The 22,350-nt window shown below is 63.6% G+C and carries 20 protein-coding genes; 12 read left to right on the forward strand and 8 right to left on the reverse strand.

Annotated elements, in window-relative coordinates; genetic code table 11:
- Positions 1-11: 11 nt before the first annotated feature.
- The 7 genes from V1293_RS02485 (at position 12) to V1293_RS02515 (ending at position 7,939) form a co-directional block, all read left to right on the forward strand.
- Entirely contained in the window at positions 12-1,157 is a 1,146-nt protein-coding gene (locus tag V1293_RS02485; protein WP_334506403.1) for an isobutyryl-CoA dehydrogenase, read from the forward strand.
- Entirely contained in the window at positions 1,154-2,227 is a 1,074-nt protein-coding gene (locus tag V1293_RS02490; RefSeq protein ID WP_334506405.1) for an enoyl-CoA hydratase/isomerase family protein, read from the forward strand. Before V1293_RS02485 ends, V1293_RS02490 begins: the two co-directional genes overlap by 4 nt.
- A gap of 34 nt (positions 2,228-2,261) precedes the next feature.
- On the forward strand, positions 2,262-3,149 hold the full coding sequence (gene mmsB, locus V1293_RS02495; protein ID WP_334506407.1) for a 3-hydroxyisobutyrate dehydrogenase: 888 nt from the start codon (positions 2,262-2,264) through the stop codon (positions 3,147-3,149).
- 10 nt (positions 3,150-3,159) lie between these two features.
- Positions 3,160-4,890 (forward strand): AMP-binding protein, encoded by a 1,731-nt coding sequence (locus V1293_RS02500; RefSeq protein WP_334506409.1) that lies wholly within the window; start codon positions 3,160-3,162, stop codon positions 4,888-4,890.
- A gap of 3 nt (positions 4,891-4,893) precedes the next feature.
- Positions 4,894-5,373, forward strand: coding sequence for a MaoC family dehydratase (locus V1293_RS02505; RefSeq protein WP_334506411.1), 480 nt, complete (start codon positions 4,894-4,896; stop codon positions 5,371-5,373).
- Between the two features lie 263 nt (positions 5,374-5,636).
- Positions 5,637-6,554 (forward strand): SDR family NAD(P)-dependent oxidoreductase, encoded by a 918-nt coding sequence (locus V1293_RS02510; protein WP_334506413.1) that lies wholly within the window; start codon positions 5,637-5,639, stop codon positions 6,552-6,554.
- A gap of 155 nt (positions 6,555-6,709) precedes the next feature.
- Positions 6,710-7,939 carry an NAD(P)/FAD-dependent oxidoreductase gene (locus V1293_RS02515; RefSeq protein WP_334506415.1) on the forward strand — a complete coding sequence of 410 codons (1,230 nt, stop codon included), beginning with the start codon at positions 6,710-6,712 and terminating at the stop codon, positions 7,937-7,939.
- A gap of 88 nt (positions 7,940-8,027) precedes the next feature.
- Here the strand turns inward: V1293_RS02515 and V1293_RS02520 are convergent, their stop codons facing one another.
- From V1293_RS02520 to V1293_RS02530, 3 genes are all read right to left on the reverse strand, one after another.
- The gene (locus V1293_RS02520; protein WP_334506417.1) at positions 8,028-9,110 is read right to left on the reverse strand and encodes a D-TA family PLP-dependent enzyme; all 1,083 of its coding nucleotides are present in this window, start codon (positions 9,108-9,110) and stop codon (positions 8,028-8,030) included.
- A 116-nt stretch (positions 9,111-9,226) separates the two neighbouring features.
- Positions 9,227-11,041, reverse strand: coding sequence for an ABC-F family ATP-binding cassette domain-containing protein (locus V1293_RS02525; RefSeq protein ID WP_334506419.1), 1,815 nt, complete (start codon positions 11,039-11,041; stop codon positions 9,227-9,229).
- A gap of 3 nt (positions 11,042-11,044) precedes the next feature.
- Positions 11,045-11,530, reverse strand: coding sequence for a YaiI/YqxD family protein (locus V1293_RS02530; protein WP_442894199.1), 486 nt, complete (start codon positions 11,528-11,530; stop codon positions 11,045-11,047).
- A gap of 154 nt (positions 11,531-11,684) precedes the next feature.
- Here V1293_RS02530 and V1293_RS02535 point away from each other — a divergent pair, with 154 nt between their 5' ends.
- Entirely contained in the window at positions 11,685-12,479 is a 795-nt protein-coding gene (locus tag V1293_RS02535; protein ID WP_334506421.1) for a hypothetical protein, read from the forward strand.
- A 175-nt stretch (positions 12,480-12,654) separates the two neighbouring features.
- Here the strand turns inward: V1293_RS02535 and V1293_RS02540 are convergent, their stop codons facing one another.
- Positions 12,655-15,027, reverse strand: coding sequence for a xanthine dehydrogenase family protein molybdopterin-binding subunit (locus V1293_RS02540; RefSeq protein WP_334506422.1), 2,373 nt, complete (start codon positions 15,025-15,027; stop codon positions 12,655-12,657).
- Positions 15,028-15,235: 208 nt separating this feature from the next.
- Here V1293_RS02540 and V1293_RS02545 point away from each other — a divergent pair, with 208 nt between their 5' ends.
- Positions 15,236-16,279, forward strand: a complete 1,044-nt coding sequence (locus V1293_RS02545) for a Ppx/GppA phosphatase family protein (protein WP_334506424.1) — start codon at positions 15,236-15,238, stop codon at positions 16,277-16,279.
- Positions 16,280-16,391: 112 nt separating this feature from the next.
- Here the strand turns inward: V1293_RS02545 and V1293_RS02550 are convergent, their stop codons facing one another.
- The gene (locus tag V1293_RS02550; protein WP_334506426.1) at positions 16,392-17,021 is read right to left on the reverse strand and encodes a phasin family protein; all 630 of its coding nucleotides are present in this window, start codon (positions 17,019-17,021) and stop codon (positions 16,392-16,394) included.
- A gap of 389 nt (positions 17,022-17,410) precedes the next feature.
- Between V1293_RS02550 and V1293_RS02555 the strand changes: the two genes are divergently transcribed.
- Positions 17,411-18,100 (forward strand): RlmE family RNA methyltransferase, encoded by a 690-nt coding sequence (locus V1293_RS02555; protein ID WP_334506428.1) that lies wholly within the window; start codon positions 17,411-17,413, stop codon positions 18,098-18,100.
- Between the two features lie 214 nt (positions 18,101-18,314).
- Positions 18,315-19,133 carry a helix-turn-helix domain-containing protein gene (locus V1293_RS02560; RefSeq protein ID WP_334516597.1) on the forward strand — a complete coding sequence of 273 codons (819 nt, stop codon included), beginning with the start codon at positions 18,315-18,317 and terminating at the stop codon, positions 19,131-19,133.
- Between the two features lie 24 nt (positions 19,134-19,157).
- Here V1293_RS02560 and V1293_RS02565 read toward each other — a convergent pair whose 3' ends face one another.
- The 3 genes from V1293_RS02565 to V1293_RS02575 all read right to left on the reverse strand — a co-directional run bounded on the left by V1293_RS02565 (position 19,158) and on the right by V1293_RS02575 (position 21,812).
- On the reverse strand, positions 19,158-19,379 hold the full coding sequence (locus V1293_RS02565) for a hypothetical protein (protein WP_334506430.1): 222 nt from the start codon (positions 19,377-19,379) through the stop codon (positions 19,158-19,160).
- A 128-nt stretch (positions 19,380-19,507) separates the two neighbouring features.
- Entirely contained in the window at positions 19,508-19,975 is a 468-nt protein-coding gene (locus tag V1293_RS02570; RefSeq protein ID WP_334506432.1) for a phasin family protein, read from the reverse strand.
- A 361-nt stretch (positions 19,976-20,336) separates the two neighbouring features.
- On the reverse strand, positions 20,337-21,812 hold the full coding sequence (locus V1293_RS02575; RefSeq protein WP_334506433.1) for a DHA2 family efflux MFS transporter permease subunit: 1,476 nt from the start codon (positions 21,810-21,812) through the stop codon (positions 20,337-20,339).
- A 139-nt stretch (positions 21,813-21,951) separates the two neighbouring features.
- Between V1293_RS02575 and V1293_RS02580 the strand changes: the two genes are divergently transcribed.
- On the forward strand, positions 21,952-22,200 hold the full coding sequence (locus V1293_RS02580) for a hypothetical protein (RefSeq protein WP_028346604.1): 249 nt from the start codon (positions 21,952-21,954) through the stop codon (positions 22,198-22,200).
- Positions 22,201-22,350 lie beyond the last annotated feature (150 nt).

Raw genomic sequence — 22,350 nt, forward strand, 5'->3', positions numbered from 1 at the left:
GGGGCGCGGAGATGCAGTTCGCTCTCAATGAGGACCAGGTGGCGGTTCGCGACATGGCGCGCGAATTCGCCGCGGAGAAGATCGCGCCGCATGCGCTCCGCTGGGACGAGGAGAAGCATTTCCCCGTCGACGTGATGCGCGAGGCCGCAAGCCTTGGCATCGGCGGCATCTACATCAAGGACGACGTCGGCGGCTCCGCCATGACCCGCTTTGACGCCGCGCTGATCTTCGAGGCGCTCGCGACGGGCTGTCCGACCGTGTCGGCCTACATTTCGATCCACAACATGTCGTCGTGGATGATCGATGCCTACGGCAACGACACCCAGCGCCAGAAATGGCTGCCAAAGCTCTGCACCATGGAGCTGCTGGCGAGCTATTGCCTGACCGAGCCGGGCTCCGGCTCGGACGCCGCGGCGCTGCGTACCCGCGCGGTGCGCGACGGCGATCATTATGTGCTCAACGGCCAGAAGCAGTTCATCTCCGGCGCCGGCAAGGGCGATCTTTATGTGGTGATGGTGCGGACCGGCGGCGACGGACCCGGCGGCATCTCGACGCTGGTGATTCCGGCCGACACGCCGGGCGTCTCGTTCGGCGCCAACGAGCGCAAGATGGGCTGGAACGCGCAGCCGACGCGCGCGGTGATTTTCGAGAATGCCCGCGTGCCGGTCGAGAACCGTCTGGGCGAGGAGGGGATCGGCTTCAAGATCGCGATGGCCGGGCTCGACGGCGGGCGCATCAATATCGCGGCCTGTTCGCTCGGCGGTGCGCAGAGCGCGCTCGACAAGTCGCTGGCTTACATGAAGGAGCGAAAGGCTTTTGGAAAACGCCTCGACGAATTCCAGGCGCTGCAGTTTCGCCTCGCCGACATGGCGACCGAACTGGAGGCGGCGCGGACGCTTGTGTGGCGTGCCGCCGCAGCTCTCGACCGCAAGGACGCGGACGCCACCATGCTCTGCGCGATGGCCAAGCGTTTTGGCACCGATGTCGGCTTCGAGGTCGCCAACCAGGCGCTGCAACTGCACGGCGGCTACGGTTACTTAAGCGAATACGGTATCGAGAAGATTCTGCGCGATCTGCGCGTGCACCAGATCCTGGAAGGAACCAACGAAATCATGCGGCTGATCGTGTCGCGCAAGCTGATCGAGGGTGCGCGATGACGGATGTGGCTGTTGCAGAGGGCGACCTGATCGCGCGCAAGGAAGGTTCGGCCGGCATCCTCCGCTTGAACCGGCCGAAGGCGATCAATGCGGTGACGCTGGAGATGTTCCACGATGTTGACAAGGCGCTCGATGCGTTCGAGGCCGATCCTGATGTTGCAGTGATCATACTGGAAGGTGCCGGCGAGCGCGGGCTGTGCGCCGGCGGCGACATCCGCGCGCTCTGGGAAAGCTCCAAGGTCAAAGGCGATCTCGGCAAGATCCTGTGGCGCGACGAATACATCCTAAACGCCCGGATCAAGAAATTCCCGAAGCCGTATGTCGCATTCATGGACGGCATTGTGATGGGCGGCGGCGTCGGGCTATCGGCACATTCGAGCCATCGGGTCGTGACCGAGAAGACAAAACTGGCGATGCCCGAAGTCGGCCTTGGCTTCTTTCCCGATGTCGGCGGCACCTGGCTGTTGTCGCATTCGCCGGGAGAGATCGGCACTTACTTCGGCTTGACCGGTCGGACCATGAATGGCCCCGACGCAATCCATGCCGGATTTGCCGACGCCGTCGTGCCGTCGGCCAAACTGCCTGCCTTGCGCGAGGCGCTCACCAAGGTAAGGGCCGGGATCACTGCCCCAGAGGTCAAAGCCCTGATCGCGGGTTTCGCGACGGGTGAGACCGCAGGTCCCGTCGCGGCGACGCAGGACAAGATCGATCGCTGGTTCGCCTATGACCGCATGGAAGACATCGTCGCGGCTTTGCAACGCGATGGTTCGGAGCTCGCGCAGGCGACATTGAAGACGCTGCACGAGAAATCCCCGCGCGGCATGGTGGTGACGCTGAAACTGCTGCGGCTGGCACGCACCGCGCGCTCGCTCGAGGAATGTCTGGTTCGGGAATACCGCGCCGCGCTGAAAGTCTTTGCCAGCGATGATTTCCGCGAGGGCGTGCGCGCTGCGGTGATCGACAAGGACCGCAATCCAAAATGGTCGCCGGCTAGAATCGAGGACGTGACGCCGGCAATGGTCGCGCCTTACTTCGCCGAGATCGGCGCCGAAGAACTGAAGTTTCCCTGATCAAAACAGAAAAATTCCAAGCGGAGGATTCGAGATGGCAAATATCGCATTCATTGGCCTCGGCAACATGGGCGGGCCGATGGCGGCCAATCTGGTCAAGGCCGGCCACAAGGTCACCGCGTTCGATCTGGTGGCGGCCTCGCGCGATCAGGCCAGGGCGGACGGGGCTGATATCGCGAAGACTTCGGTAGCCTCCGTCAAGGGCGCCGACGTCGTCGTCACCATGCTGCCGGCGGGCAAGCATGTGCTGACGGTATGGAACGAGGTCGTCCCAGTGATGGCCAAGGGTACGCTGATCATCGATTGCTCGACCATCGACGTCGAAAGCGCCAAGCAGGCGCATGCGCTGGCTGCCAAAAGCGGCATGCTTTCGGTCGATGCGCCGGTGTCGGGCGGAACCGGCGGCGCCAAGGGCGCGACACTGACGTTCATGTGCGGCGGCGAGGACAAGGCGTTTGCGGCGGCAAAACCCGTGCTGGAAAACATGGGCAAGAAGCTCGTGCATTGCGGCGGGGCGGGTGCGGGGCAGGCGGCCAAGATCTGCAACAACATGATCCTCGGCATTTCCATGATCGGTGTCGGCGAGGCGTTTGCGCTGGCGGAAAAGCTCGGCCTGTCGCATCAGGCGCTGTTCGACGTCGCCTCGACCTCCTCGGGGCAATGCTGGGCGCTGACGTCCTATTGCCCGGTGCCGGGCCCGGTGCCGGCCTCCCCGGCGAACAACGGCTACAAGCCCGGATTTGCCTCGGCGCTGATGGTGAAGGACCTCACCTTGGCGCAGGACGCGGCCAATGCCGCGGGTGCTGTGACGCCTCTGGGCAAGCACGCGCAGGAGATCTACAAGGCCTTCGACGCCGCCGGCCATGGTGGGGTGGATTTTTCCGGGATTATCCAGCACGTTAGGAGCCTCGCCGGGAAATAACGGAGACCTGATGACGACCTTCCAGGAAGCGCGCGCCTTTCTGCTCAAGCACCGCGCGGATTACGATACGGCCGTGAAGGGTTTTCGCTGGCCGGATCCGGTTCCGTTCAACTGGGCGCTGGACTGGTTCGATGCGGAACTCGCTGCGAATGGCGATAGCCGGGACCGTGCCGCGCTCTGGATTGTCGATCCCGGCGATAGGGAGACAAAACTCTCCTTCGCGACGCTGTCTCGCCGTTCCAATCAGGTCGCGAACTTCCTGCGTGCGCAGGGCCTGAAGCGCGGCGATCATTTGTTGCTGCTGCTCGGCAATGTCGTCCCGCTGTGGGAGACCATGCTGGCGGCGATGAAGCTCGGCGTGGTCGTGATCCCCGCCACCACGCTGCTAACCTCGGACGAGTTGCGCGACCGGCTCGATCGTGGCAAGGCGAGGGTGGTGGTGGCTTCGCAGGATCAGGTCGCGAAGTTTACAGGGCTCGGCAGCGACAATCTGGTCCGCATCGTGGTCGGCGCGACATCGAAGCATGACGGCTGGCTGCCGTTCGAGCAGGCCGCGAGCGCGCTGGAGACCTTTACATCTGACGGCCCGACCAATGCCGATGACCCGATGCTGCTCTATTTCACCTCGGGCACCACGGCAAAGCCGAAACTGGTGCGGCACAGCCAGCGCAGCTATCCCGTCGGCGCGTTGTCGACGATGTTCTGGCTCGGGCTGCAGCCGGGCGACGTGCATCTTAATATTTCCTCGCCGGGCTGGGCCAAGCATGCCTGGAGTTGCTTCTTCGCGCCGTGGAACGCGGGCGCGACTGTGTTCGTGGTCAACCAGCCGCGCTTCGACGCCAAAGCCTTGCTCGCGACCGTCGGCCGCTGTGGCGTCACCACGCTGTGCGCGCCGCCAACGGTGTGGCGGCTGTTCATTCAGGAGAAGCTCGCCGACTTCAAGGTGAGTCTGCGCGAAGTCTGCGGCGCGGGCGAGCCGCTCAACCCCGAAGTGATCGACCAGGTGAAGGCGGCGTGGGGCCTGACCATCCGCGACGGCTACGGCCAGACCGAAACCACCGCGCTCGCCGGCAACTCGCCGGGCCAGAAAGTCAAGGTCGGCTCGATGGGTCGTCCGCTGCCGGGCTATCGTGTGCAGATCACCGATAGTGACGGCCATGTCACCAAGGAAGGCGAGGTGACGCTGGTGCTCGGCGCCGACCGCCCGGCGGGCCTGATGCAGGGCTATCAGGGCGAGGATGGCAAACTGAGTGGGACGAGCGGCGATCTCTATCGCAGCGGCGACGTGGTGTTTGCCGATGACGAAGGCTATCTCACCTTCGTCGGCCGCTCCGATGACGTCTTCAAGTCTTCCGATTACCGCATCAGCCCGTTCGAACTGGAAAGCGTGCTGCTGGAACATGAACAGGTCGCGGAAGCCGCCGTCGTGCCGAGCCCCGATCCGATCCGGCTCGCAATCCCCAAGGCCTATGTGCTGCTGGTCTCGGGAGCGGAACGCACGCCGGAAACCGCGCTCTCGATCTTCAGGCACCTGCATACGCGGCTCGCGCCTTTCAAGCGTATCCGCAAGATCGAACTGGTGACGGAACTGCCGAAGACGATCTCCGGAAAGATCCGCCGCGTCCAGTTGCGCCGGCTCGAACATGATAATAACCGCAGCGACGGTTTGCGCGGCGCCGAGTTCCGCGAAGAAGAATTCCCGGAGCTACAGAAAGTGCGAACCGCCGGGCTGGAGAGTTAGCGAATGAATGAAGTCTGGAAGAAGCCGCCGGTCTCCTTTGACGCCTATCAGGCCATGGTCGGCAAGGAGATCGGGGTGTCGTCCTGGCACCTGATCGACCAGAACAGGATCAACCTCTATGCCGACGTGATCGAGGACCATCAGTTCATCCATGTCGATCCCGAACGCGCCAGGAAGGAAACCGCGTTCGGCAACACCATCGCGCATGGGTTTCTGACGATGTCTCTGCTGAGCATCATGTCCTACGAGGTGATGCCGGTCATTGAAGGCACGGCGATGGGCGTCAATTACGGCTTTGACAAGCTGCGCTTCCTGTCGCCGGTCCGCGCCGGCTCCCGCGTCCGCGGCCGCTTCACGCTCATGGAAGCCAAGCTGCGCAAGCCGAAAGAGCTGCAGTCGCGCACCAATGTCACCGTCGAGATCGAGGGCGAGGAAAAACCCGCTTTGGTCGCCGACTGGATCGGGCTGATCTATTTCAACTAGGTTTCCCTGTCATTGCCGGGCAAAAGCGCGAAGCGCGTCTTCAAACCAGTTGACCCGGCAATCCATCACTGCTCAAAAACTATCAATCTCTTGGCGCTTTCGTACCCTCTCCCCTTGTGGGAGAGGGTGGCGAAATCGAGCGGAGCGAGATGAAGCCGGGTGAGGGGTCTCTCTCCGCGGCGACAGACCCCTCATCCGGCGCGGATTGCATCCGCGCCACCTTCTCCCACAAGGGGAGAAGGAAGAAGAACTAGGGAATTCGCATGGCAATCAGGTTTGACGGACGCGTCGCTATCGTCACCGGCGCAGGCAATGGTCTGGGACGGGCGCATGCGCTGGGGCTGGCGAGCCGCGGCGCCAAGGTGGTGGTCAACGATTTCGGCGGCGCGCGCGACGGCACCGGCGGGTCGCTGACGCCGGCCGAAACCGTGGTCGAGGAAATCCGCAAAGCCGGCGGGACCGCGATGGCCGATGGCGCCGACGTCTCGAAGTTTGGACAAGTCACAGCGATGGTCGAACGTGCCACCAAGGAATGGGGCAGCGTCGATCTCCTGTGCGCCAATGCCGGCATTCTTCGCGACAAGTCGTTCGCAAAAATGGACGTAGCCGACTTTGCCAAAGTGCTCGATGTCCATCTCGTCGGTACGTTTTACTGCTGCAAGGCGGTGTGGGATGGCATGCGCGAGCGCAACTATGGACGCATCGTGCTGACCACCTCGTCATCCGGCCTGTTCGGCAATTTCGGCCAGGCCAATTACGGCGCCGCCAAAGCCGGCATGGTCGGCCTGATGAACGTGCTGGCCGAGGAGGGCCGCAAGAACAACATCCGCGTCAACACGATCTCGCCGACCGCGGCGACCCGGATGACGGAAGAACTGCTGCCGCCGCAGGCGCTGGCCTTGATGCGCCCCGAGGCGATCACGCCGGCCGTGGAGTTTCTGCTCAGCGAAGACGCCCCGACCCGCACCATCATGGGCGCCGGCGCGGGTTCGTTCGCGGTGATCAAGATCATCGAGACCGAAGGCATCAACCTCGCCCAGTCCGACTGGACGCCCGATGCGATATCAGCGCATTTTGCCGAGATCGACGACGTCTCGAAGGCGAAGGCGCTGCAGGGCGCGTTTGAGCAAACGCAGAAGTATGTCGCGCAGGCTGCCGCACGGGCGGGGATCAAGTTGTAGCGCCGCAGCGGCACGTTACACTCCCTCGTCATGGCCGGGCTTGACCCGGCCATCCACGCTTTTGCCACCTGCCAAAAGCCAGACGTGGATGCCCGGGACAAGCCCGGGCATGACGACTGTTATTGTGGTGGGCGAATCCGGCTTACACTCACACCATGTCATCGCCTCCCAATAACGTCGCCGTCATCGGCGCCGGCCCCGCCGGCCTGATGGTCGCCGAAGTGCTCGCGCAGGGCGGCATCAAGGCCACCGTCTATGATGCGATGCCATCGGCCGGCCGCAAATTCCTGATGGCGGGGCGAGGCGGGCTGAACCTCACGCATAGCGAGCCATTGCCGCAATTCCTTGCGCGCTACCGCGAGGCGATGCCGCATCTGAAAACTGCCATCGAGGCGTTTTCGCCACAGGCACTGCGCGACTGGAGCGACGCCCTGGGACAACAAACCTTCGTCGGCTCCAGCGGCCGGGTGTTTCCGAAAGCATTCAAGGCGTCGCCCTTGCTGCGGGCATGGTTGCGGCGGCTGGACGCGATGGGGGTTAAGCTGTCACTACGTCATCGCTGGAGTGGCTGGGACGAACAAGGTCGCCTGCGCTTTCAAACACCGGATGGGGCGGTCACGGTCGAAGCGGCCGCGACCGTGCTGGCGCTCGGCGGCGCAAGCTGGCCGCGGCTGGGCTCCGACGGCGCATGGGCGGAGATACTCGCTGCCAAAGGCGTGCAGATATCGCCGCTGCGCCCGGCCAATTCCGGCTTCACCGTCGCCTGGTCGGACATCTTTCGAGATCGCTTCGAGGGACAGCCACTCAAGGGCGTGGTGCTGACATCAGGTGCGCATAGCGTCCGCGGCGAGGCCGTCGTTACCCGAACCGGTATCGAAGGCGGCGCGGTCTATGCGCTGTCAGCCGAGTTGCGCGAGGCGATCGACCGCTCGGGACGAGCAACCCTCCACATCGCGCTGCGGCCCGATCTCGACATGAAAGACCTGATCGCGAAGGTATCGGTGCCGAAAGGCAAACAGTCCCTGTCGAATTTCCTGCGCAAGGCCGGCAGCCTCCCACCCGTTGCGATAGGATTGCTGCAGGAGGCGGCCAGGGCATCCGGCACTTCGCTCGCGTCGATGTCGCAACCCGACCTTGCTCGACTGATCAACGCCGTCCCGATCGAGCTCACCGGCACAGCCCCGATTGGGCGCGCGATTTCGACCGCGGGCGGGATCGCGTTCAGCGAACTCGACGGCGACTTCATGCTCCGCCGTTTGCCCGGCGTGTTCGCGGCTGGCGAGATGCTGGATTGGGAGGCGCCGACCGGCGGCTACCTGTTGCAGGCGTCGTTCGCGACCGGCGCTGCCGCGGGGCGGGGTGCGTTGAAGTGGCTTAATCCGTAGGATGGGTTGAGCGAAGCGAAACCCATCGGGACTTGCCGAGCTGATGAATGATGGGTTTCGCTGCGCTCTACCCATCCTACGGGGCCGCTTAGCGCAACTTCCCCCGCGCCGCCACCGGCAGCGTGCCCAAAATCTCGTCACCGCGCACCATCACCACCTCGTCCATCATGTTGACGACGACGCAGACATGATTGGGCACGATCCGCACGACGTCGCCGACGACAGGCCGCGTGTTGCTGCGGGCCAGGTCGAGAAAGCCGTGCTCTTCCGCAAAGCGCGCGATCTTGGCTTCCGGGTGCTCCAGGATCAGCCCGTAACCGTCGAGCCCGCCGCCGGGATCGGAGGTCAGCGTCTTCGAGCCGGCGTCCAGAATGCCTCGATCCGGGCCGGCGCGGCTGACCACGGTGGAATAGATGTTGAGCGCGCAATCGTCCCAACCGGCGACGCCGGCGGCGACCTGCATGCGGTCGTTGTAGATATAGGTGCCGGGCCGGTGCTCGGTGCCGCCCTTGAGCTTGCCGAGATTTTTCAGGTTTGGCGAACCGCCGGTGGAAACCATCGCAGCATCGAGCCCGTGCGCGCGGACGCCGGCCAGTGCTTCGTCGAAGAACTTCTGCGCCTCGGCCCAGCCGGTTTCGGTCGGATACAGCATGAAGCCCGCAAACGTCAGCCCCTTTGAGGCGGCAATCTCGCGCGCCAGCGCAATGGCTTCGGCTGGCGTTTCGACGCCGGCGCGCTTGCGCCCGGTGTCGCATTCGACCACGACCGACAGCGGGCGGCCGGAAGCGGCGACGGCCTGCGGCAGGCCCGCGATCACGGTCGAATTGTCGGCGGCGACCGTCATGTTGGCCTTGGCCTGCAGCGCGGCAAGGCGGGCCATCTTCTCCTCGCCGATCAGGTTGTAGCTGATCAGGATGTCGTCGATCCCGGCTTCCGCCATCACCTCGGCTTCGCCGAGTTTCTGGCAGGTGATGCCCTTGGCGCCGGCCGCGACCTGCATCTGTGCCAATAGCGGGCTCTTGTGGGTCTTGATATGCGGCCGGTTGGCGACGCCGGCCGTATCACAGGCCACCTGGACCCGCGCGATGTTGCGCTCGACGCGGTCCATGTCGATGACGGCACAGGGCGTGCCGTATTCGCGGGCGATCTTGGCGGCGAGGGGCGTTGTCATGCTCTTCTCTCTGTTCGAAATCGTATGAACCCGTAGGATGGGTGGAGCGCAGCGATACCCATCAATTCCCGTCGATGCACTATGATGGGCATCGCTTCGCTCCACCCATCCTACACTCAGGCCTGTTCAATTTCCTCGCGCAAAACTTCCAGCTCCAGCCAGCGGTCTTCGGCCGCCGCGAGCTCTTCCTGCGCCTTTGCGATCGCCGCGGAGGCCGCATCGAACTTCTTGCGATCCTTGGCGTAGAGGTCGGGATCGTCAAGCAGCTTCTGCTGTTTTGCGATCGCGGCCTGCAATTTTGCGATCGTCTTCGGCAGGGTTTCCAGCGCGTGCTTCTCGTTGAAGTTCAACCGGCGCTTTGATGCCGCTGAAGGCGCGGCCGCCCTGACTTCCTTCTTCTCCTCGACGGCCGCCGGCGCCTGCGGCGCTTCGCGCGCCAGATCCTCGCCGCGCTGCGCCAGCATGTCGGTGTAACCGCCGGCATATTCGATCCAGCGGCCATTGCCCTCGGGCGCGATCACCGACGTCACCACGCGGTCGAGGAAGTCGCGGTCATGGCTGATCAGGATCACCGTGCCTTCGTAGTCGCCGAGCATCTCCTCCAGCACGTCGAGGGTTTCGAGATCGAGATCGTTGGTCGGCTCGTCCAGCACCAGCAGGTTCGATGGTTTTGCCAGCGCACGCGCCAGCATCAGCCGGCCGCGCTCGCCGCCGGAGAGCACCTCGAGCGGGGTGCGCATCTGCTCCTGCGCGAACAGAAAATCCTTCATGTAGCTGACGACGTGCTTCGGCTTGCCGCCGACCATGACGTGGTCGCCGCGTCCGCCGGTCAAGGCTTCGGCCAGTGTCGATTTGGGGTCGAGGCTTTCGCGGTGCTGGTCGAGCGTCGCCATCTCGATATTGGCGCCGAGCCGGATCGTGCCGCTGTCAGGCGGATCATTGCCGATCAGGAGATGAACCAGTGTGGTCTTGCCGGCACCGTTCGGGCCGACGATGCCGATCCGGTCGCCGCGCTGTACCCGGATCGAGAAGCCATCAACGATTCTGCGATCGCCATAGGCCTTGCTGATGTTCCTGGCCTCGATGACCATCCGGCCGGATTTCTCGGCTTCCGCGGCGGCGAGGTTGGCATTCCCGGTCGCGCCGCGATAAGTGCGCCGCTGGTCGCGCAGCGCATGCAGATTGCCGAGCCGCTTGACGTTGCGCTTGCGCCGGCCGGAGACGCCGTAGCGCAGCCAGTGTTCCTCGTTGACGATCTTGCGGTCGAGTTTGTGCTGGTCGCGCTCTTCCTCGGCCAGCACCTCATCGCGCCAGGATTCGAACGCCGAAAAACCGCGGTCGATCTGCCTGATCTGGCCGCGGTCGAGCCAGGCGGTCGCGCGCGACAGGTTGGAGAGAAAGCGGCGGTCGTGGCTGATGAGGACGAGCGCGCATCGGCGGCTTTGCAGTTCGCCTTCCAGCCATTCGATGGTCGGAAGGTCGAGATGGTTAGTCGGCTCGTCCAGCAGCAATATGTCTGGCGAGGGCGCCAGCACCCGCGCCAGCGCCGCGCGGCGGGCTTCGCCGCCGGAGACATGCGCGGGGTCTTCGTCGCCGTGCAGCCCGAGCTGCTCGATGAGATAGCGCGCCTGGTAATGATCGTCGCCGGGGCCAAGGCCAGCCTCGACATAGGCCAGCGTCGTCTTGTGATCGCCGAAATCAGGCTCCTGCGGCAAATAGCGGATGGTGGCGCCGGGCTGCACGAAGCGGCTGCCGCCGTCGGGCTCGACGAGGCCGGCGGCGATCTTCAGAAGAGTCGATTTGCCGGAGCCGTTGCGGCCGATCAGGCAGACACGCTCGCCCGACGACACCGATAGTTCCACGCCCGACAACAGCGGCGTGCCGCCAAACGTCAGCCTTATATCCTTCAACTGGATCAGCGGCGGCGCCATCGTTCAATCCTGGTTCGGCGCAGGCTGCTGCGCCCGCTGGCGCTGGATGCGGCGGATGGTTTGGTCGAGCGCCGACAAAAACGCCGAGCGGTCGCGCGGCGAGTAGGATTTCGGCCCACCCGTCACTTCGCCCGATGAGCGCAGGTCGGTCATGAGGTTGCGCACGGCCAGCGTCATGCCGATCGATTGTTCGGTGAACGGCTTGCCATTCGGCGCAATCACCTCGGCGCCCGATTTCACGCAGCGGCTGGCGAGCGGGATATCCGACGTGATGACGATATCGCCTTTGCCGGCGCGCTCCGCGATCCAGTCATCGGCGGCATCCATCCCGGAACCGGCGGCGATGCGCGCGATCAGCGGGTCCTGTGGCACGCGGATGAAATTGCCGGCGACCACGCTGACCGGCAAGCCGTGCCGGATCGCGACGCGATAGATCTCGTCCTTCACCGGGCAGGCGTCGGCATCGACATAGATGCGGGTGGGGTTCAATTCAGGCATATCTCGGCGGTGTGTTCTTGCCCGCGCGTGGTAGCCTATTCGATGCCTGAATGCGAGGAAAACAGGGGGCGGAACACGCTTGCCACGGTACATTCTTTGCGTACGATAAATGGCTGAAAACAACCAAGAACAAGAGGAAACCGGCATGCCCATCGAGCCGTATCGCGTCCATGCCTACAACACCGCAAAACAATCCGAAAACAAGATGCATGACGACACCGTCGCAAAGCGGTTCGGATTCTCGGGCGGGCTGGTCCCGGGCGTCGACGTGATGGCCTACATGATGCACTTGCCGGTCGCCAAATGGGGCCGCGCCTTTCTCGAACGCGGCCTGATCGATGCCCGTTTCGTCGAGCCGGTCTATGACGGCGAACTCGCGGAGCTGACGGCGGAGGAAAGCAATGGCGTGCTTTCGATAGAGGTGCAGAGCCGCGGCGAGCTTTGCGCCACTGGCACCGCGTCATTGCCGGCATCTGTGCCGGCTGTTTCGATCGCAGACTACAAGGAAGTTGCGGCCGCGGCGGAGCGCAAACCGGTCAATGCCGCTTCCTACGAAGTCGGCAAATGGCTCGGCACCGCGCCGCTCGACTGGGCCGACGGGGCGGCCAGCGAATATCTCAGAAATATCAGGGAAGCCGATCCGATCTACGCGAAGGAGGGTCTGGGTCATCCCGGTCTGCTGCAACGGGTGATGAATCGCGCGCTGGTCGACAACGCCATTTTGGGGCCCTGGATTCACGCCGGCAGCCGGATGCAATTGCTTTCGGCCGCCAAGAGCGGCGATGTAATCACGGCGCGCGCGAAGGTCATCGGCAATTACGACAAGAAGGGCCACCGCTTCGTCGAACTCGACGCGCTGGTCGTCGGCAACGGCCAGACGCCGCTGGCGCATTGCCACCACGTCGCGATCTACCAGCCGCGCGAGCAGGCTGCGGCGTAGAGGGCAGGCTCGCCTAAACTCATCCCGTCATTCCCCGCGAAGGCGGGGAATCCAGTACGCCGCGGCCTCTCGGTTTTATCGCTGACGTCTCTGGGATACTGGATCGCCCGCCCCAGTGCGCAATTGCGCACAAGGCGGGCGATGACTGTTTTCTATGTGGCTGGCAGCGCAGCCCTCACGCCGCCTTCGCCTTCGCATCCTGGATCGCGCGCCACACCCGTTCCGGCGTCAGCGGCATGTCGATCTGCGTGATGCCATATTCCGACAGCGCATCAATCACGGCGTTGACGACGCAGACGAGGCTGCCGGCGCAGCCGGCTTCGCCGCATCCCTTGGTACCCAGCGGATTGGATTTTGCGGGCGAGGGATGGTCGCCGACTTCCATCGGCGGGATGTCCTCCGCGCGCGGCAGCGCGTAATCCATGAACGAGCCGGTGATCGGCTGGCCGCTGGAATCGTAACTGACCTGCTCCATCAGCGCCTGGCCGATGCCTTGCGCCACGCCGCCATGCAACTGGCCGGCGACGATCATCGGGTTGACCACGGTGCCGAAATCGTTGACGGCGAAATAGCGCACGATTTGCACGACGCCGGTCTCGGGATCGATTTCCACTTCCGCGACATGGCAGCCATTGGGGAAGGTGGAGGGCGTGTCCGTGGTGGCATGGTCGACGTCGAGCGACAGCGGCACGCCCTCCGGCATCTTGCCCTCGCGCACGCGCTGCGCCACCTCCATGATGCCGATCGAGCGGTCGGTGCCGGCGATGGTGAAGCGGCCTTGTGCGAATTCGATATCGCCTTCGGACGCCTCCATCAGATGCGCGGCGGCCTGCTTGCCTTTTGCGATCACGAGCGCGGAAGCCTCCACGATCGCCTGGCCGGTTGCGGTGATCGAGCGCGAGCCGCCGGTGCCATTGCCGAAGCGGACGAGATCGCTGTCGTTCTGCTCCATCGTAATCCTTTCGAAGGGAACGCCGAGCTGCGCCGAAAGCACCTGCGCGAACGGCGTGGCGTGGCCCTGGCCGTAATCGAGCGTGCCGGTGGTCAGCTTCACCGAACCATCCGGCTCGAACGTGATCTTGCCGAGTTCGCCGCTCGGAGGCGCAGTCACTTCGAGATAGGAGCCGACGGCGAAGCCGCGCAGCTTGCCGCTCTTTTTGCTTTCCTTCTTGCGCTTGGCAAAATTGGCGTGGTCGGAAATCTCCAGCGCCTTGTTGAAGACGCATGCGAAATCGCCGCTGTCATAGGTGACGCCGGAGGCCGCCGCGAACGGCAGTTGCGCCGGCTTGATGAAGTTGCGCCTGCGAAGCGTGAGACGGCTGATCCCCATTTCGTCGGCGGCGCGGTCGATCAGCCGCTCCATGTAGTAGTTGGCTTCGGGCCGGCCGGCGCCGCGATAGGCGCCCATCAGCGTGGTGTTGGTCAAAACCGTCTTGATGTCGACGCCGAGCAGCGGCGTGCGGTAGACGCTCGCGAGATTCTTGCCGGTGTTGAGCGACAACGGCCCCGGTGCCACGCCGGTGATGTAGGCGCCGAGATTGCCGTAACCCTGCAGGCGCACCGCGAGAAACTTGCCTTCGGCATCGAGCGCCAGTTCGGCGTGGATGAGCTGCGCGCGGCCGTGGCTGTCGGAGAGGAAGCTGGTCGAGCGTTCATCGGTCCATTTCACCGGGCGGCCCAGTGCCTTCGCCGCGTGCAGGATGCAGGTGTATTCGGGATAGCTGACGTTCTTCATGCCGAAGGAGCCGCCGACATTGGCGGTCAGGATGCGGACCTTGTCGTTCGGCACGTTGAGGATTTTCGCCAGCGTCACCTTGTTGCCGGAGACGCCTTGTGTCGGCACCTGCAGCGTGAAGCGTTCGGCCGCCCTGTCAAAGGCCGCCAGCGCCACGCGCGGCTCCATCGACACCACGGCAACGCGGGTGTTGACGATGTCGAGTCTTGTCACATGCGCAGCAGTGGCAAACGCCGCGTCGATCTTGGCCGTATCGCCATAGTGGTAGTCGAGCGCGACGTTACCAGGGATATGATCGTAGAGCTGCGGCGCGCCGGGCTTGGCGGCTTCCGCGGCATCGGTCACGGCGGGAAGCGGCTCGATCTCGAGTTCGACGGCCTCCGCCGCATCGCGCGCCTGCGCCGGCGTTTCCGCGACCACGAAGGCGATGGGATCGCCGACAAAGCGAACCTTGTCGGTCGCCAGCGCCGGACGGTTGGTCTGCAACAGCGGCGAGCCGTCGCGGCTCTTCAAGGGCAGGCCACAGGTGAAAGGGTTGTAACCGGCGGCTTCGAGGTCCTTGCCGGTCCAGACGCCGAGCACACCGGGCATGGCCTTGGCGGCGGCGGTGTCGATCGCCTTGATGATCCCGTGGGCATGGCTGGAGCGCACCATCCAGCAATAGGCCTGGCCGGGCAGGGTGAAATCGTCGGTATATTTGCCCTTGCCGCGCACCAGCGTGTCGTCTTCCCTGCGGCGCACAGGCTGCCCCACCCCGTATTTTTGCAGTGCGATAGCGTTGCCCAGGGAGGAGGCCGGCGTGTGATCTTGCATCGAAAACACCTGAAATGCTGGATTTTCTTGGATTTTCCCGTTCGGCGCGGGTTCCCGCTCAGATAACGCACCGCGTCATGCCCGACAACGCCTGATTGGGCATAGTCCTATGTGATGGGTTGTTGCGTAGCCCCTTGGCGCTGCTAAAGTTTCCGTGAACGGTAATTTTCTTCGTCGGCCCGGAAGTGGCCGCGGAAAGACAGTTTTGATGAATGAGGACACGCGGCTGCGCGAAGGGCTTCCGGCCTGCGCAAGCCCGTCAGGGTCGGTTGCGGCGGCCACGGCAAACGGTGTCTATGCCGCGCTCGACCTTGGCACCAATAATTGCCGGCTTTTGATCGCCAGTCCGGCCGGCGACAGTTTTCGCGTGGTGGATTCGTTTTCGCGGATCATCCGGCTCGGTGAGGGCATTTCCGCAACCGGTTCCATCAGCGAGGCGGCGATCGACCGCGCCATCGCGGCGCTGAGCATCTGCAGCGACAAGATCCGCTATCGCAAGGCCCACCGCCTGCGGCTGATCGCCACCGAGGCCTGTCGTGCCGCCGCCAATGCCGAAAACTTTCGCGCCCGCGTCGCGGCCGAGACCGGCATCCGGCTCGAGGTGATCGATCGCGAGACCGAGGCGACGCTGGCCGTGATCGGCTGCTCGCCGCTGCTCGACGCAAAAGGGCGGGGCGCGATCCTGTTCGACATCGGCGGCGGCTCTACCGAACTGGTCCGGATCGAGCGCGATCCCGCCGAGCAGAATGCGCCGCCGCGGATCAAGGCGTGGATGTCGATCCCGCTCGGCGTCGTCACGTTGGCCGAGCATTTCGGCGGACGTGACGTCACGGCGCAAGCCTATGCGCGGATGGTGCGCGAAGTCGCGCAATATGTGGCGCCGTTCGCTGGCGAGCACGGCATGGATTTGCACGACATGCATATGCTGGGCACGTCCGGCACCGTGACGACGCTCGCCGGTGTCCATCTCAATCTGGCGCGCTATGACCGCCGCCGGATCGATGGCATCTGGATGAACGGTTCCGACGTCACCACGGTGATCCAGCGGCTGCTCGGCATGAGCTATCAGGAGCGCGCCAACAATAATTGCATCAGCGTCGAGCGCGCCGATCTGGTGCTGGCCGGCTGCGCCATTCTCGACGCGATCCGCGATGCCTTCCCGCTGCCGCGGCTGCGCGTCGCCGACCGTGGCCTGCGCGAGGGCATGCTGGTCGAGATGATGCGCGAGGACGGCGCCCTCCGGGCGTGCTAATGCGCATCCATCCGTGCAGTTGGTTCGGAAGCCTCCCCGCTATGTCCAGCAACGCAAGAGCGGCTGAGTGTGTCAGCCGCTCTTCTGTCAATGTTGAAACCGGGAGGCTGGACTAGGCAGCACGCCGGATCTCTTCCAATTTTTCATTGATCTGTCTTCCAGCGTCGTCGGCCAATTTGAGCGACATGTCGGCGATCCGATGGCTGCTCTCCAGAACAGTTCCCACGGTCTCACGCAGCATGTCACTTTGTACGGCTGCAACGTCTTGCGGCGTTCGGCAGGTCCACAATTCATTCATGCGATCCATATTTTGTTCGACCTGACGCCGGACAAGCTGGAAGTACTCTCGCGACATCCCGCCCATCACATTGGCAGCCGCCGTGCTGGCGTAAAGCATGGTTTGGACGTTGCGGGTCGATCGTTCCGTTGCCTGCTGCGCACCGTCACCCGACAAGCCGAGCGTGCGACCGAATTGCTCCGTAGACCGGCCCATGACCGTGGTTGCCATCTCCAGACCGAAGCGCCAGGCGTTCTGTAGCGTTTCGGCGTTTTGCTGGAGCAGATTGGCACCTGCCCGAGCCACTTCCTGCCCGGTGTCAGCCGCGACTTGGCCGACGCGCGTCGTCTGCTCGGCTACAGCCTGTCCGATACGGCTTGTCTGTTCGGCAGTCCTCTCGGCGGCGCGGCGGGCAGCGTCCTCAATGCCTTGTGTAGACTTTTCCTCCTGGCGTGGGTTTGCCATCTTTGTTCTCCGCTGATTGCAGGTTGATGACTTGCCCCAGCTCCTTCCCGAGCAACGCAAACACTGTGGGACCGTTCCGGGCCAGCCCATCTTTTCCCGCGACCCTCGATGGTTCTCTGGGAGCGACCGCATATCGCGGATGTTCCGCAACTGGCTCTCACCTGCCGCAAATTCGGCTGGCTACTCAAGTCACGATTCCCGGCAAATGTTCGCTGCTGGGCTATTTCGTCGATCTTGTGATATTGCGTATGCCCACCATCGGGCTGATGGTGATGAGCACCCGAATGGCGGGAGCGGCCGGTCCTCATCCTCGCTTCAATGCCTGGCGGGTTCCGTGCTATTGATTCCAATCTCCGAGCCGCGGCTGACTTTTCAACACAAGCATTGACATGGCAAAAGACACCACCGGACGGCTGCACGTCACGGTCAAGAGCGGTGGCAAGCGCAAGCTGTCGTCAAAACTCTGGCTGGAGCGGCAGCTCAATGATCCCTATGTGGCGCAAGCCAAGCGGGATGGCTATCGCTCGCGCGCGGCCTACAAGCTGATCGAGATCGACGACAAGCATCATTTCCTCAAGCATGGCATCGCGGTGGTCGATCTCGGCGCTGCCCCCGGTGGCTGGAGCCAGATCGCGGCCAAACGCGTCGGTGCAGTCAACGGCAAGGGCAGGGTGGTCGCGATCGATCTCCTGGAGATGCCGGAGATCCCCGGCGTCGATTTCGCGCAGCTCGACTTTCTTAGCCAGGACGCGCCCGAAAAGCTGATCGCGATGATGGGCGGGCGGGCCGACGTCGTGATGTCCGACATGGCGGCGAATACCACCGGCCATCGCAAGACCGATCAGCTGCGCATCATCGGCCTCGTCGAAAGCGCGGCAGCCTTTGCCGCCGACGTGCTCAATCCCGGCGGAACATTTCTGGCAAAAGTCTTTCAGAGCGGCGCCGATGCCGAGCTGGTGGCGCAATTGAAGCGCGATTTCGCCAGCGTGCGCCACGTCAAGCCGGCCTCGAGCCGGCAGGATTCGTCAGAGCGCTATGTGCTGGCGATGGGATTTCGCGGGCATCGCGAACAGCCTTGAGCGCAACCTTTACGGTGCGATGACTGGACCGCGTCTCCAGCGGTTGCAGTACGAGGCGGAAGCGGGCGCTAGGTCTTGTGCGAATCCCCTGGAACTTTCCTCCCGTAAGGCGTATTTCATTAGCCAGGCGTGGTTTGTTATCCGCATGCAGCCCTGGCGCCACCGGGAATTCTGCAGCGAGCCGCGCCTCCGTCTGGGAAGGAGTATTCCCGTGATGGAGCAGAGGACCAGGGTTGGTAATCGACTGTTAGCTGCGTTGCCGCCAGCAGACCTCGATTTGCTTGTGCGTCATTTCCGGCTGATTGAGCTTGAACGGGACGCCGTGCTGGTGCGGTCGGGCGATCCAATAGAGCGGATCCATTTCCCCCTAAGCGGCTTGATCGCCTTCATCATGGATATGCCGAGCGGACAAACGGTTGCGACCGCCGTCGTCGGCAATGAGGCAGCCGTGGGCCTCCTGACGACTCTGGAGTTTTCCCGCTCTCCGATGACGGCGGTGGTGCGGGTGGCCGGGCTCGCACTGCAAATTTCGCCAACACGATTTCATGCCGCGCTCGGCCGTAGCAGAGCCTTGAACGGCGCGGTTCAGACCCTCAACAGGGCACTGATGGCGCAATTCCAGCACGTCGCGGCCTGCAATGCGCTGCACTCGGTCGAGGCGCGTCTGGCGAGGTGGTTGCTGCAGGTGCACGATCGGGCTGACGGGGACGTCCTGCCGCTGACCCAGGAGACGCTTGCGGAATTTCTCGGCGTGCGGCGGACGACGGTGACGCAGGTCATTTCCAAGCTTCGCGAGTCCGGCGCAATCCGATCCAATGCGCGGAGCTCGATCGAGATTGACAGGCCGCGGCTCGAAGCGGCGGCATGCGAATGCTACCAGCTCATGCGCCGTAGAATTGATCGTATCGTCCTGACGGAGGAGATGAAGCCGCCACCGCAGGGGGATGAAATCCCCCTGTTTGCCAACGCGGGCGAAGTGCGGCGGCGCACACCGACACAGGGAGGGACCGGCCAACGGCCACGGGGCCATTGACCGGATTGCAGCGCCTCGACGGCTCTACGCCGGTTGCAGGACGAATGCGGCCTCGTGCATGCGCCATTTCTCTTCCGGCTCATGAACCCAGGCCTCCCGGGCAAACCATTCGTGATTGGCCTGGCAGATCAAACAAAAGGTGCGCGCAAAAAACACCGGGCTGCGTCGAAACCTCTCCCGGTCCGCTTTCATACCTGTCGGAATAGCGTGCCCGGTCCCGGGGCATTTGATCATGACCACGCCCATTACTACTCCTCCGTTGCTGGATTTTTTGTGCCGACGGCAAGTTGCTTCGCCACCGGTTGGAATGCGCCCTTCTCATGGGAGCGCTTGTTCCTGCCGATCCCGGCGGGCTGCAAAGGTTCGATTAAGAACTAGGCCGCCTTCTGCAGCACGCTGGCAAAGCTCTTCTTGATCGGATCGGCCGTCTCGGTCGCCACCTTGCGGGTGAGCTCCCAAAGCTGCCGGCTCTGCGCGGTCGCATTTTCGAAGTTCTTGGCGTGCTGTGCGGCCGAGAGCTGCAGGATTTCCGACGGCGATTTCATGCCCAGGAGGTGGATGAGAAAATCAAAGGCTGAGTTCGTATTGGCGCCGGAGAACTCGATGACTTTGGCGGCGTAATCCGCAGCGCCTTTTACGTTGGTTGAATAGGCTTCCCGGAGGGCGTCGTTGATCGCTCCCGAGGCCATCTTCATCTTCTCGATGTTTTCTTTTGCCCTGATCATGTTCTGCTCGGCGAGCCCATCAAAAATGCCCGGCACTGCGGGGAACGACATGGCAGAGCGCTTCTCGGCGCCGGCTTTCGGATCGGCATTCGCTTCCATCGTATTGGCTTGATTCACGCGTCTTCATCCTTTCAATCGAAACTGATTTCAACGGAAGAATTCCCCGTCTTGATGGGGTTCCGACACGGAACGGCTCCGCGCCGCGTCCAACCAGCTATGGCTGACAGTTGCGGATGCTTCCGTTCGCTTTCTGACTCTCGTGTCAGATTCTTTCTTGCGGAGCGCAACGTGCTGCGCGGCGAGGAACGGGGCAAATTCGGGTAGCGTTCACGAGGACGGGCAGAGCGGAAAGCGAAACCCATCGATGCCGCCCGGCAGGCCGATGGGTTTCGCTTGCGCTCTACGCATCTACCCATGCAGATCCCGGCAAAAACGCGTGCTGAAATGATGGGGGACGCCGGCTTCTCGCGCCGGCCTATCAGCCCAGCCGCTGATCCCGCGCGTCCTCGGTGCCTTCGCTGGCGGCCTTGGTCGCTGCTTTCGCGGCACCCTTGCGGCTCGAAATCTCGACCGCCTTGCGGCCGGAGATTTCGTGGCCGGCGTCGTCGGGCATCTGCCGGAAAAAATAAGCCGACGCCGCCGAAATGACCGCGACCACGAGGAACGCCGGTGGGAACACGCCGGCGTTCAGTTCGGTGACGTGTTGATAGAGCATGGTCGATTCCACCGAGAACGCGCCGACCGCGACGCCTGCGGAGATCGCCAGTTGCTGGTTGACGCTGACGAGCGTGGTGGCGCGGCTCATCTGCGCCGGCTCGACCTCGGCGTAGGCGACGGTATTGATCGCGGTGAACTGCAGCGAGCGGAAGAAGCCACCGACCACGAGGATGATGAAGATCAGCAATAGCGGTGTCGTCACCGTGAACAGGGCGCAGGCGGCGAGGAAGACCGCGCTGACGACGGCGTTGACCGTCATCATGTTGCGGAAGCCGAAGGCGCGGATGATGCGTGCGGCCAGCGTCTTCATGCCCATGGCGCCGACCGCGGAGGCGAACGTGACGAGGCCGGACTGGAACGGCGTCAGGCCAAAACCTTCCTGCATCAATAGCGGCAGCAGGAACGGCAGCGCGCCGATGCCGAGCCGGAACAGGAAGCCGCCGATGATGCTGGCGCGCATGGTGGAAAGGCGCAGCAGCGAGAAATCCAGCACCGGCGATCCGGTCCGCCTCGCGTGCATCACGTAGAGCGTCATCGAGATCGTGCCGACCGCAACGAGGCCGGCGACGACAGGCCAGGGCAACAGGCCGATGCCGGCGACCGAGAGGCCGAAGGCGATGCCGGCCAGTCCGATCCCGGCCAGCACCAGCCCATAGAGATCGAAGCGCTCGGGATCCTCGCTCTTGATCGGGTCGATATACTTCATCGCCATGAAGATGCCGAGCAGCCCGATCGGGATGTTGATCAGGAAGATCCAGTGCCAGGAGAAATAGGTGGTGATGAAGCCGCCGAGCGGCGGCCCGATCACCGGCCCGATCAGCGCCGGCACCGTCACCCAGGTCATCGCATTGACCAGCGCGCTCTTGTCGATCGAGCGCAACAGCACCAGCCGCCCGACCGGCGTCATCATCGCGCCACCCATGCCCTGCAGGATGCGGGCGATGACGAAATGGGTCACGTTCTGCGACAGCGCACACCCGATCGACCCGATCATGAACACGCCGATGGCGATCGAGAACACCATGCGCGCGCCGAAACGGTCGGCGGTCCAGCCGCTGGCCGGGATGAACACGGCGAGTGACAGCAGATAGGACGTGATCGCAAGCTTCAGCGTCAGCGGGCTGGTGCCGATGTCAGCCGCGATCGCCGGCAGCGACGTCGCGATCACCGTCGAGTCCATGTTCTCCATGAACAGGGCAGTGGCGACGATCAGCGGGATCAGGCGTTGCTTGTCCATCGGGATCAGGAGATTGGAGAAAGAGGCAGGCGAGGGCGCTGTATCATCCCGCCGTCACACAGGCCATTGCGGAACGGAGCAAACCACCTAAATCCTGCGTGACGCTGGTATGCACCGCGCCAGCCGCTGGGAGGTCCGCATGATCTACGTGCTTGCTGCCTTGTTGCCGCCGCTCGGGCTGCTGCTGAACGGGCAGCCGTTTTCGGCGATCTTCAACCTGGTCCTGATCGTGTTTTGCCTGGTTTTCGGGCTGATTTTCCATGTCCTGCTGCTGGTGCCCTCGGCGCATGCGCTGATCGCGGTTCACATGAAGCGGGAGGACCGCCGGCACCGCGAGGTGGTGGAGGCGATCCGCCAGCACGGCCCGCCGCCGGGCTACCGGCCCTAAAGGCTGTCGCTAACCCCTTGGGATTGCGGCTTTTCCCGAAAAGCCTGTGCATAGCTGGCAAACGCTTTGATTCGGCGTCCCGCCATGCTATCGACCACCGTCAACCCCACCGATGGGCTTCGATTCGACGGCGATGCCGATAGCATCGCC

The sequence above is a fragment of the Bradyrhizobium sp. AZCC 1693 genome (genome assembly GCF_036924745.1).
In the GTDB taxonomy this organism is placed as follows: domain Bacteria; phylum Pseudomonadota; class Alphaproteobacteria; order Rhizobiales; family Xanthobacteraceae; genus Bradyrhizobium.

Coding starts and splice junctions, on each gene's coding strand:
- V1293_RS02485 (WP_334506403.1), top strand. CDS start 12: ATGCAGTTCGCTCTCAATGAGGACCAGGTGGCGGTTCGCGACATGGCG.
- V1293_RS02490 (WP_334506405.1), top strand. CDS start 1,154: ATGACGGATGTGGCTGTTGCAGAGGGCGACCTGATCGCGCGCAAGGAA.
- mmsB (WP_334506407.1), top strand. CDS start 2,262: ATGGCAAATATCGCATTCATTGGCCTCGGCAACATGGGCGGGCCGATG.
- V1293_RS02500 (WP_334506409.1), top strand. CDS start 3,160: ATGACGACCTTCCAGGAAGCGCGCGCCTTTCTGCTCAAGCACCGCGCG.
- V1293_RS02505 (WP_334506411.1), top strand. CDS start 4,894: ATGAATGAAGTCTGGAAGAAGCCGCCGGTCTCCTTTGACGCCTATCAG.
- V1293_RS02510 (WP_334506413.1), top strand. CDS start 5,637: ATGGCAATCAGGTTTGACGGACGCGTCGCTATCGTCACCGGCGCAGGC.
- V1293_RS02515 (WP_334506415.1), top strand. CDS start 6,710: ATGTCATCGCCTCCCAATAACGTCGCCGTCATCGGCGCCGGCCCCGCC.
- V1293_RS02520 (WP_334506417.1), bottom strand. CDS start 9,110: ATGACAACGCCCCTCGCCGCCAAGATCGCCCGCGAATACGGCACGCCC.
- V1293_RS02525 (WP_334506419.1), bottom strand. CDS start 11,041: ATGGCGCCGCCGCTGATCCAGTTGAAGGATATAAGGCTGACGTTTGGC.
- V1293_RS02535 (WP_334506421.1), top strand. CDS start 11,685: ATGCCCATCGAGCCGTATCGCGTCCATGCCTACAACACCGCAAAACAA.
- V1293_RS02540 (WP_334506422.1), bottom strand. CDS start 15,027: ATGCAAGATCACACGCCGGCCTCCTCCCTGGGCAACGCTATCGCACTG.
- V1293_RS02545 (WP_334506424.1), top strand. CDS start 15,236: ATGAATGAGGACACGCGGCTGCGCGAAGGGCTTCCGGCCTGCGCAAGC.
- V1293_RS02550 (WP_334506426.1), bottom strand. CDS start 17,021: ATGGCAAACCCACGCCAGGAGGAAAAGTCTACACAAGGCATTGAGGAC.
- V1293_RS02555 (WP_334506428.1), top strand. CDS start 17,411: ATGGCAAAAGACACCACCGGACGGCTGCACGTCACGGTCAAGAGCGGT.
- V1293_RS02560 (WP_334516597.1), top strand. CDS start 18,315: ATGGAGCAGAGGACCAGGGTTGGTAATCGACTGTTAGCTGCGTTGCCG.
- V1293_RS02565 (WP_334506430.1), bottom strand. CDS start 19,379: ATGGGCGTGGTCATGATCAAATGCCCCGGGACCGGGCACGCTATTCCG.
- V1293_RS02575 (WP_334506433.1), bottom strand. CDS start 21,812: ATGGACAAGCAACGCCTGATCCCGCTGATCGTCGCCACTGCCCTGTTC.
- V1293_RS02580 (WP_028346604.1), top strand. CDS start 21,952: ATGATCTACGTGCTTGCTGCCTTGTTGCCGCCGCTCGGGCTGCTGCTG.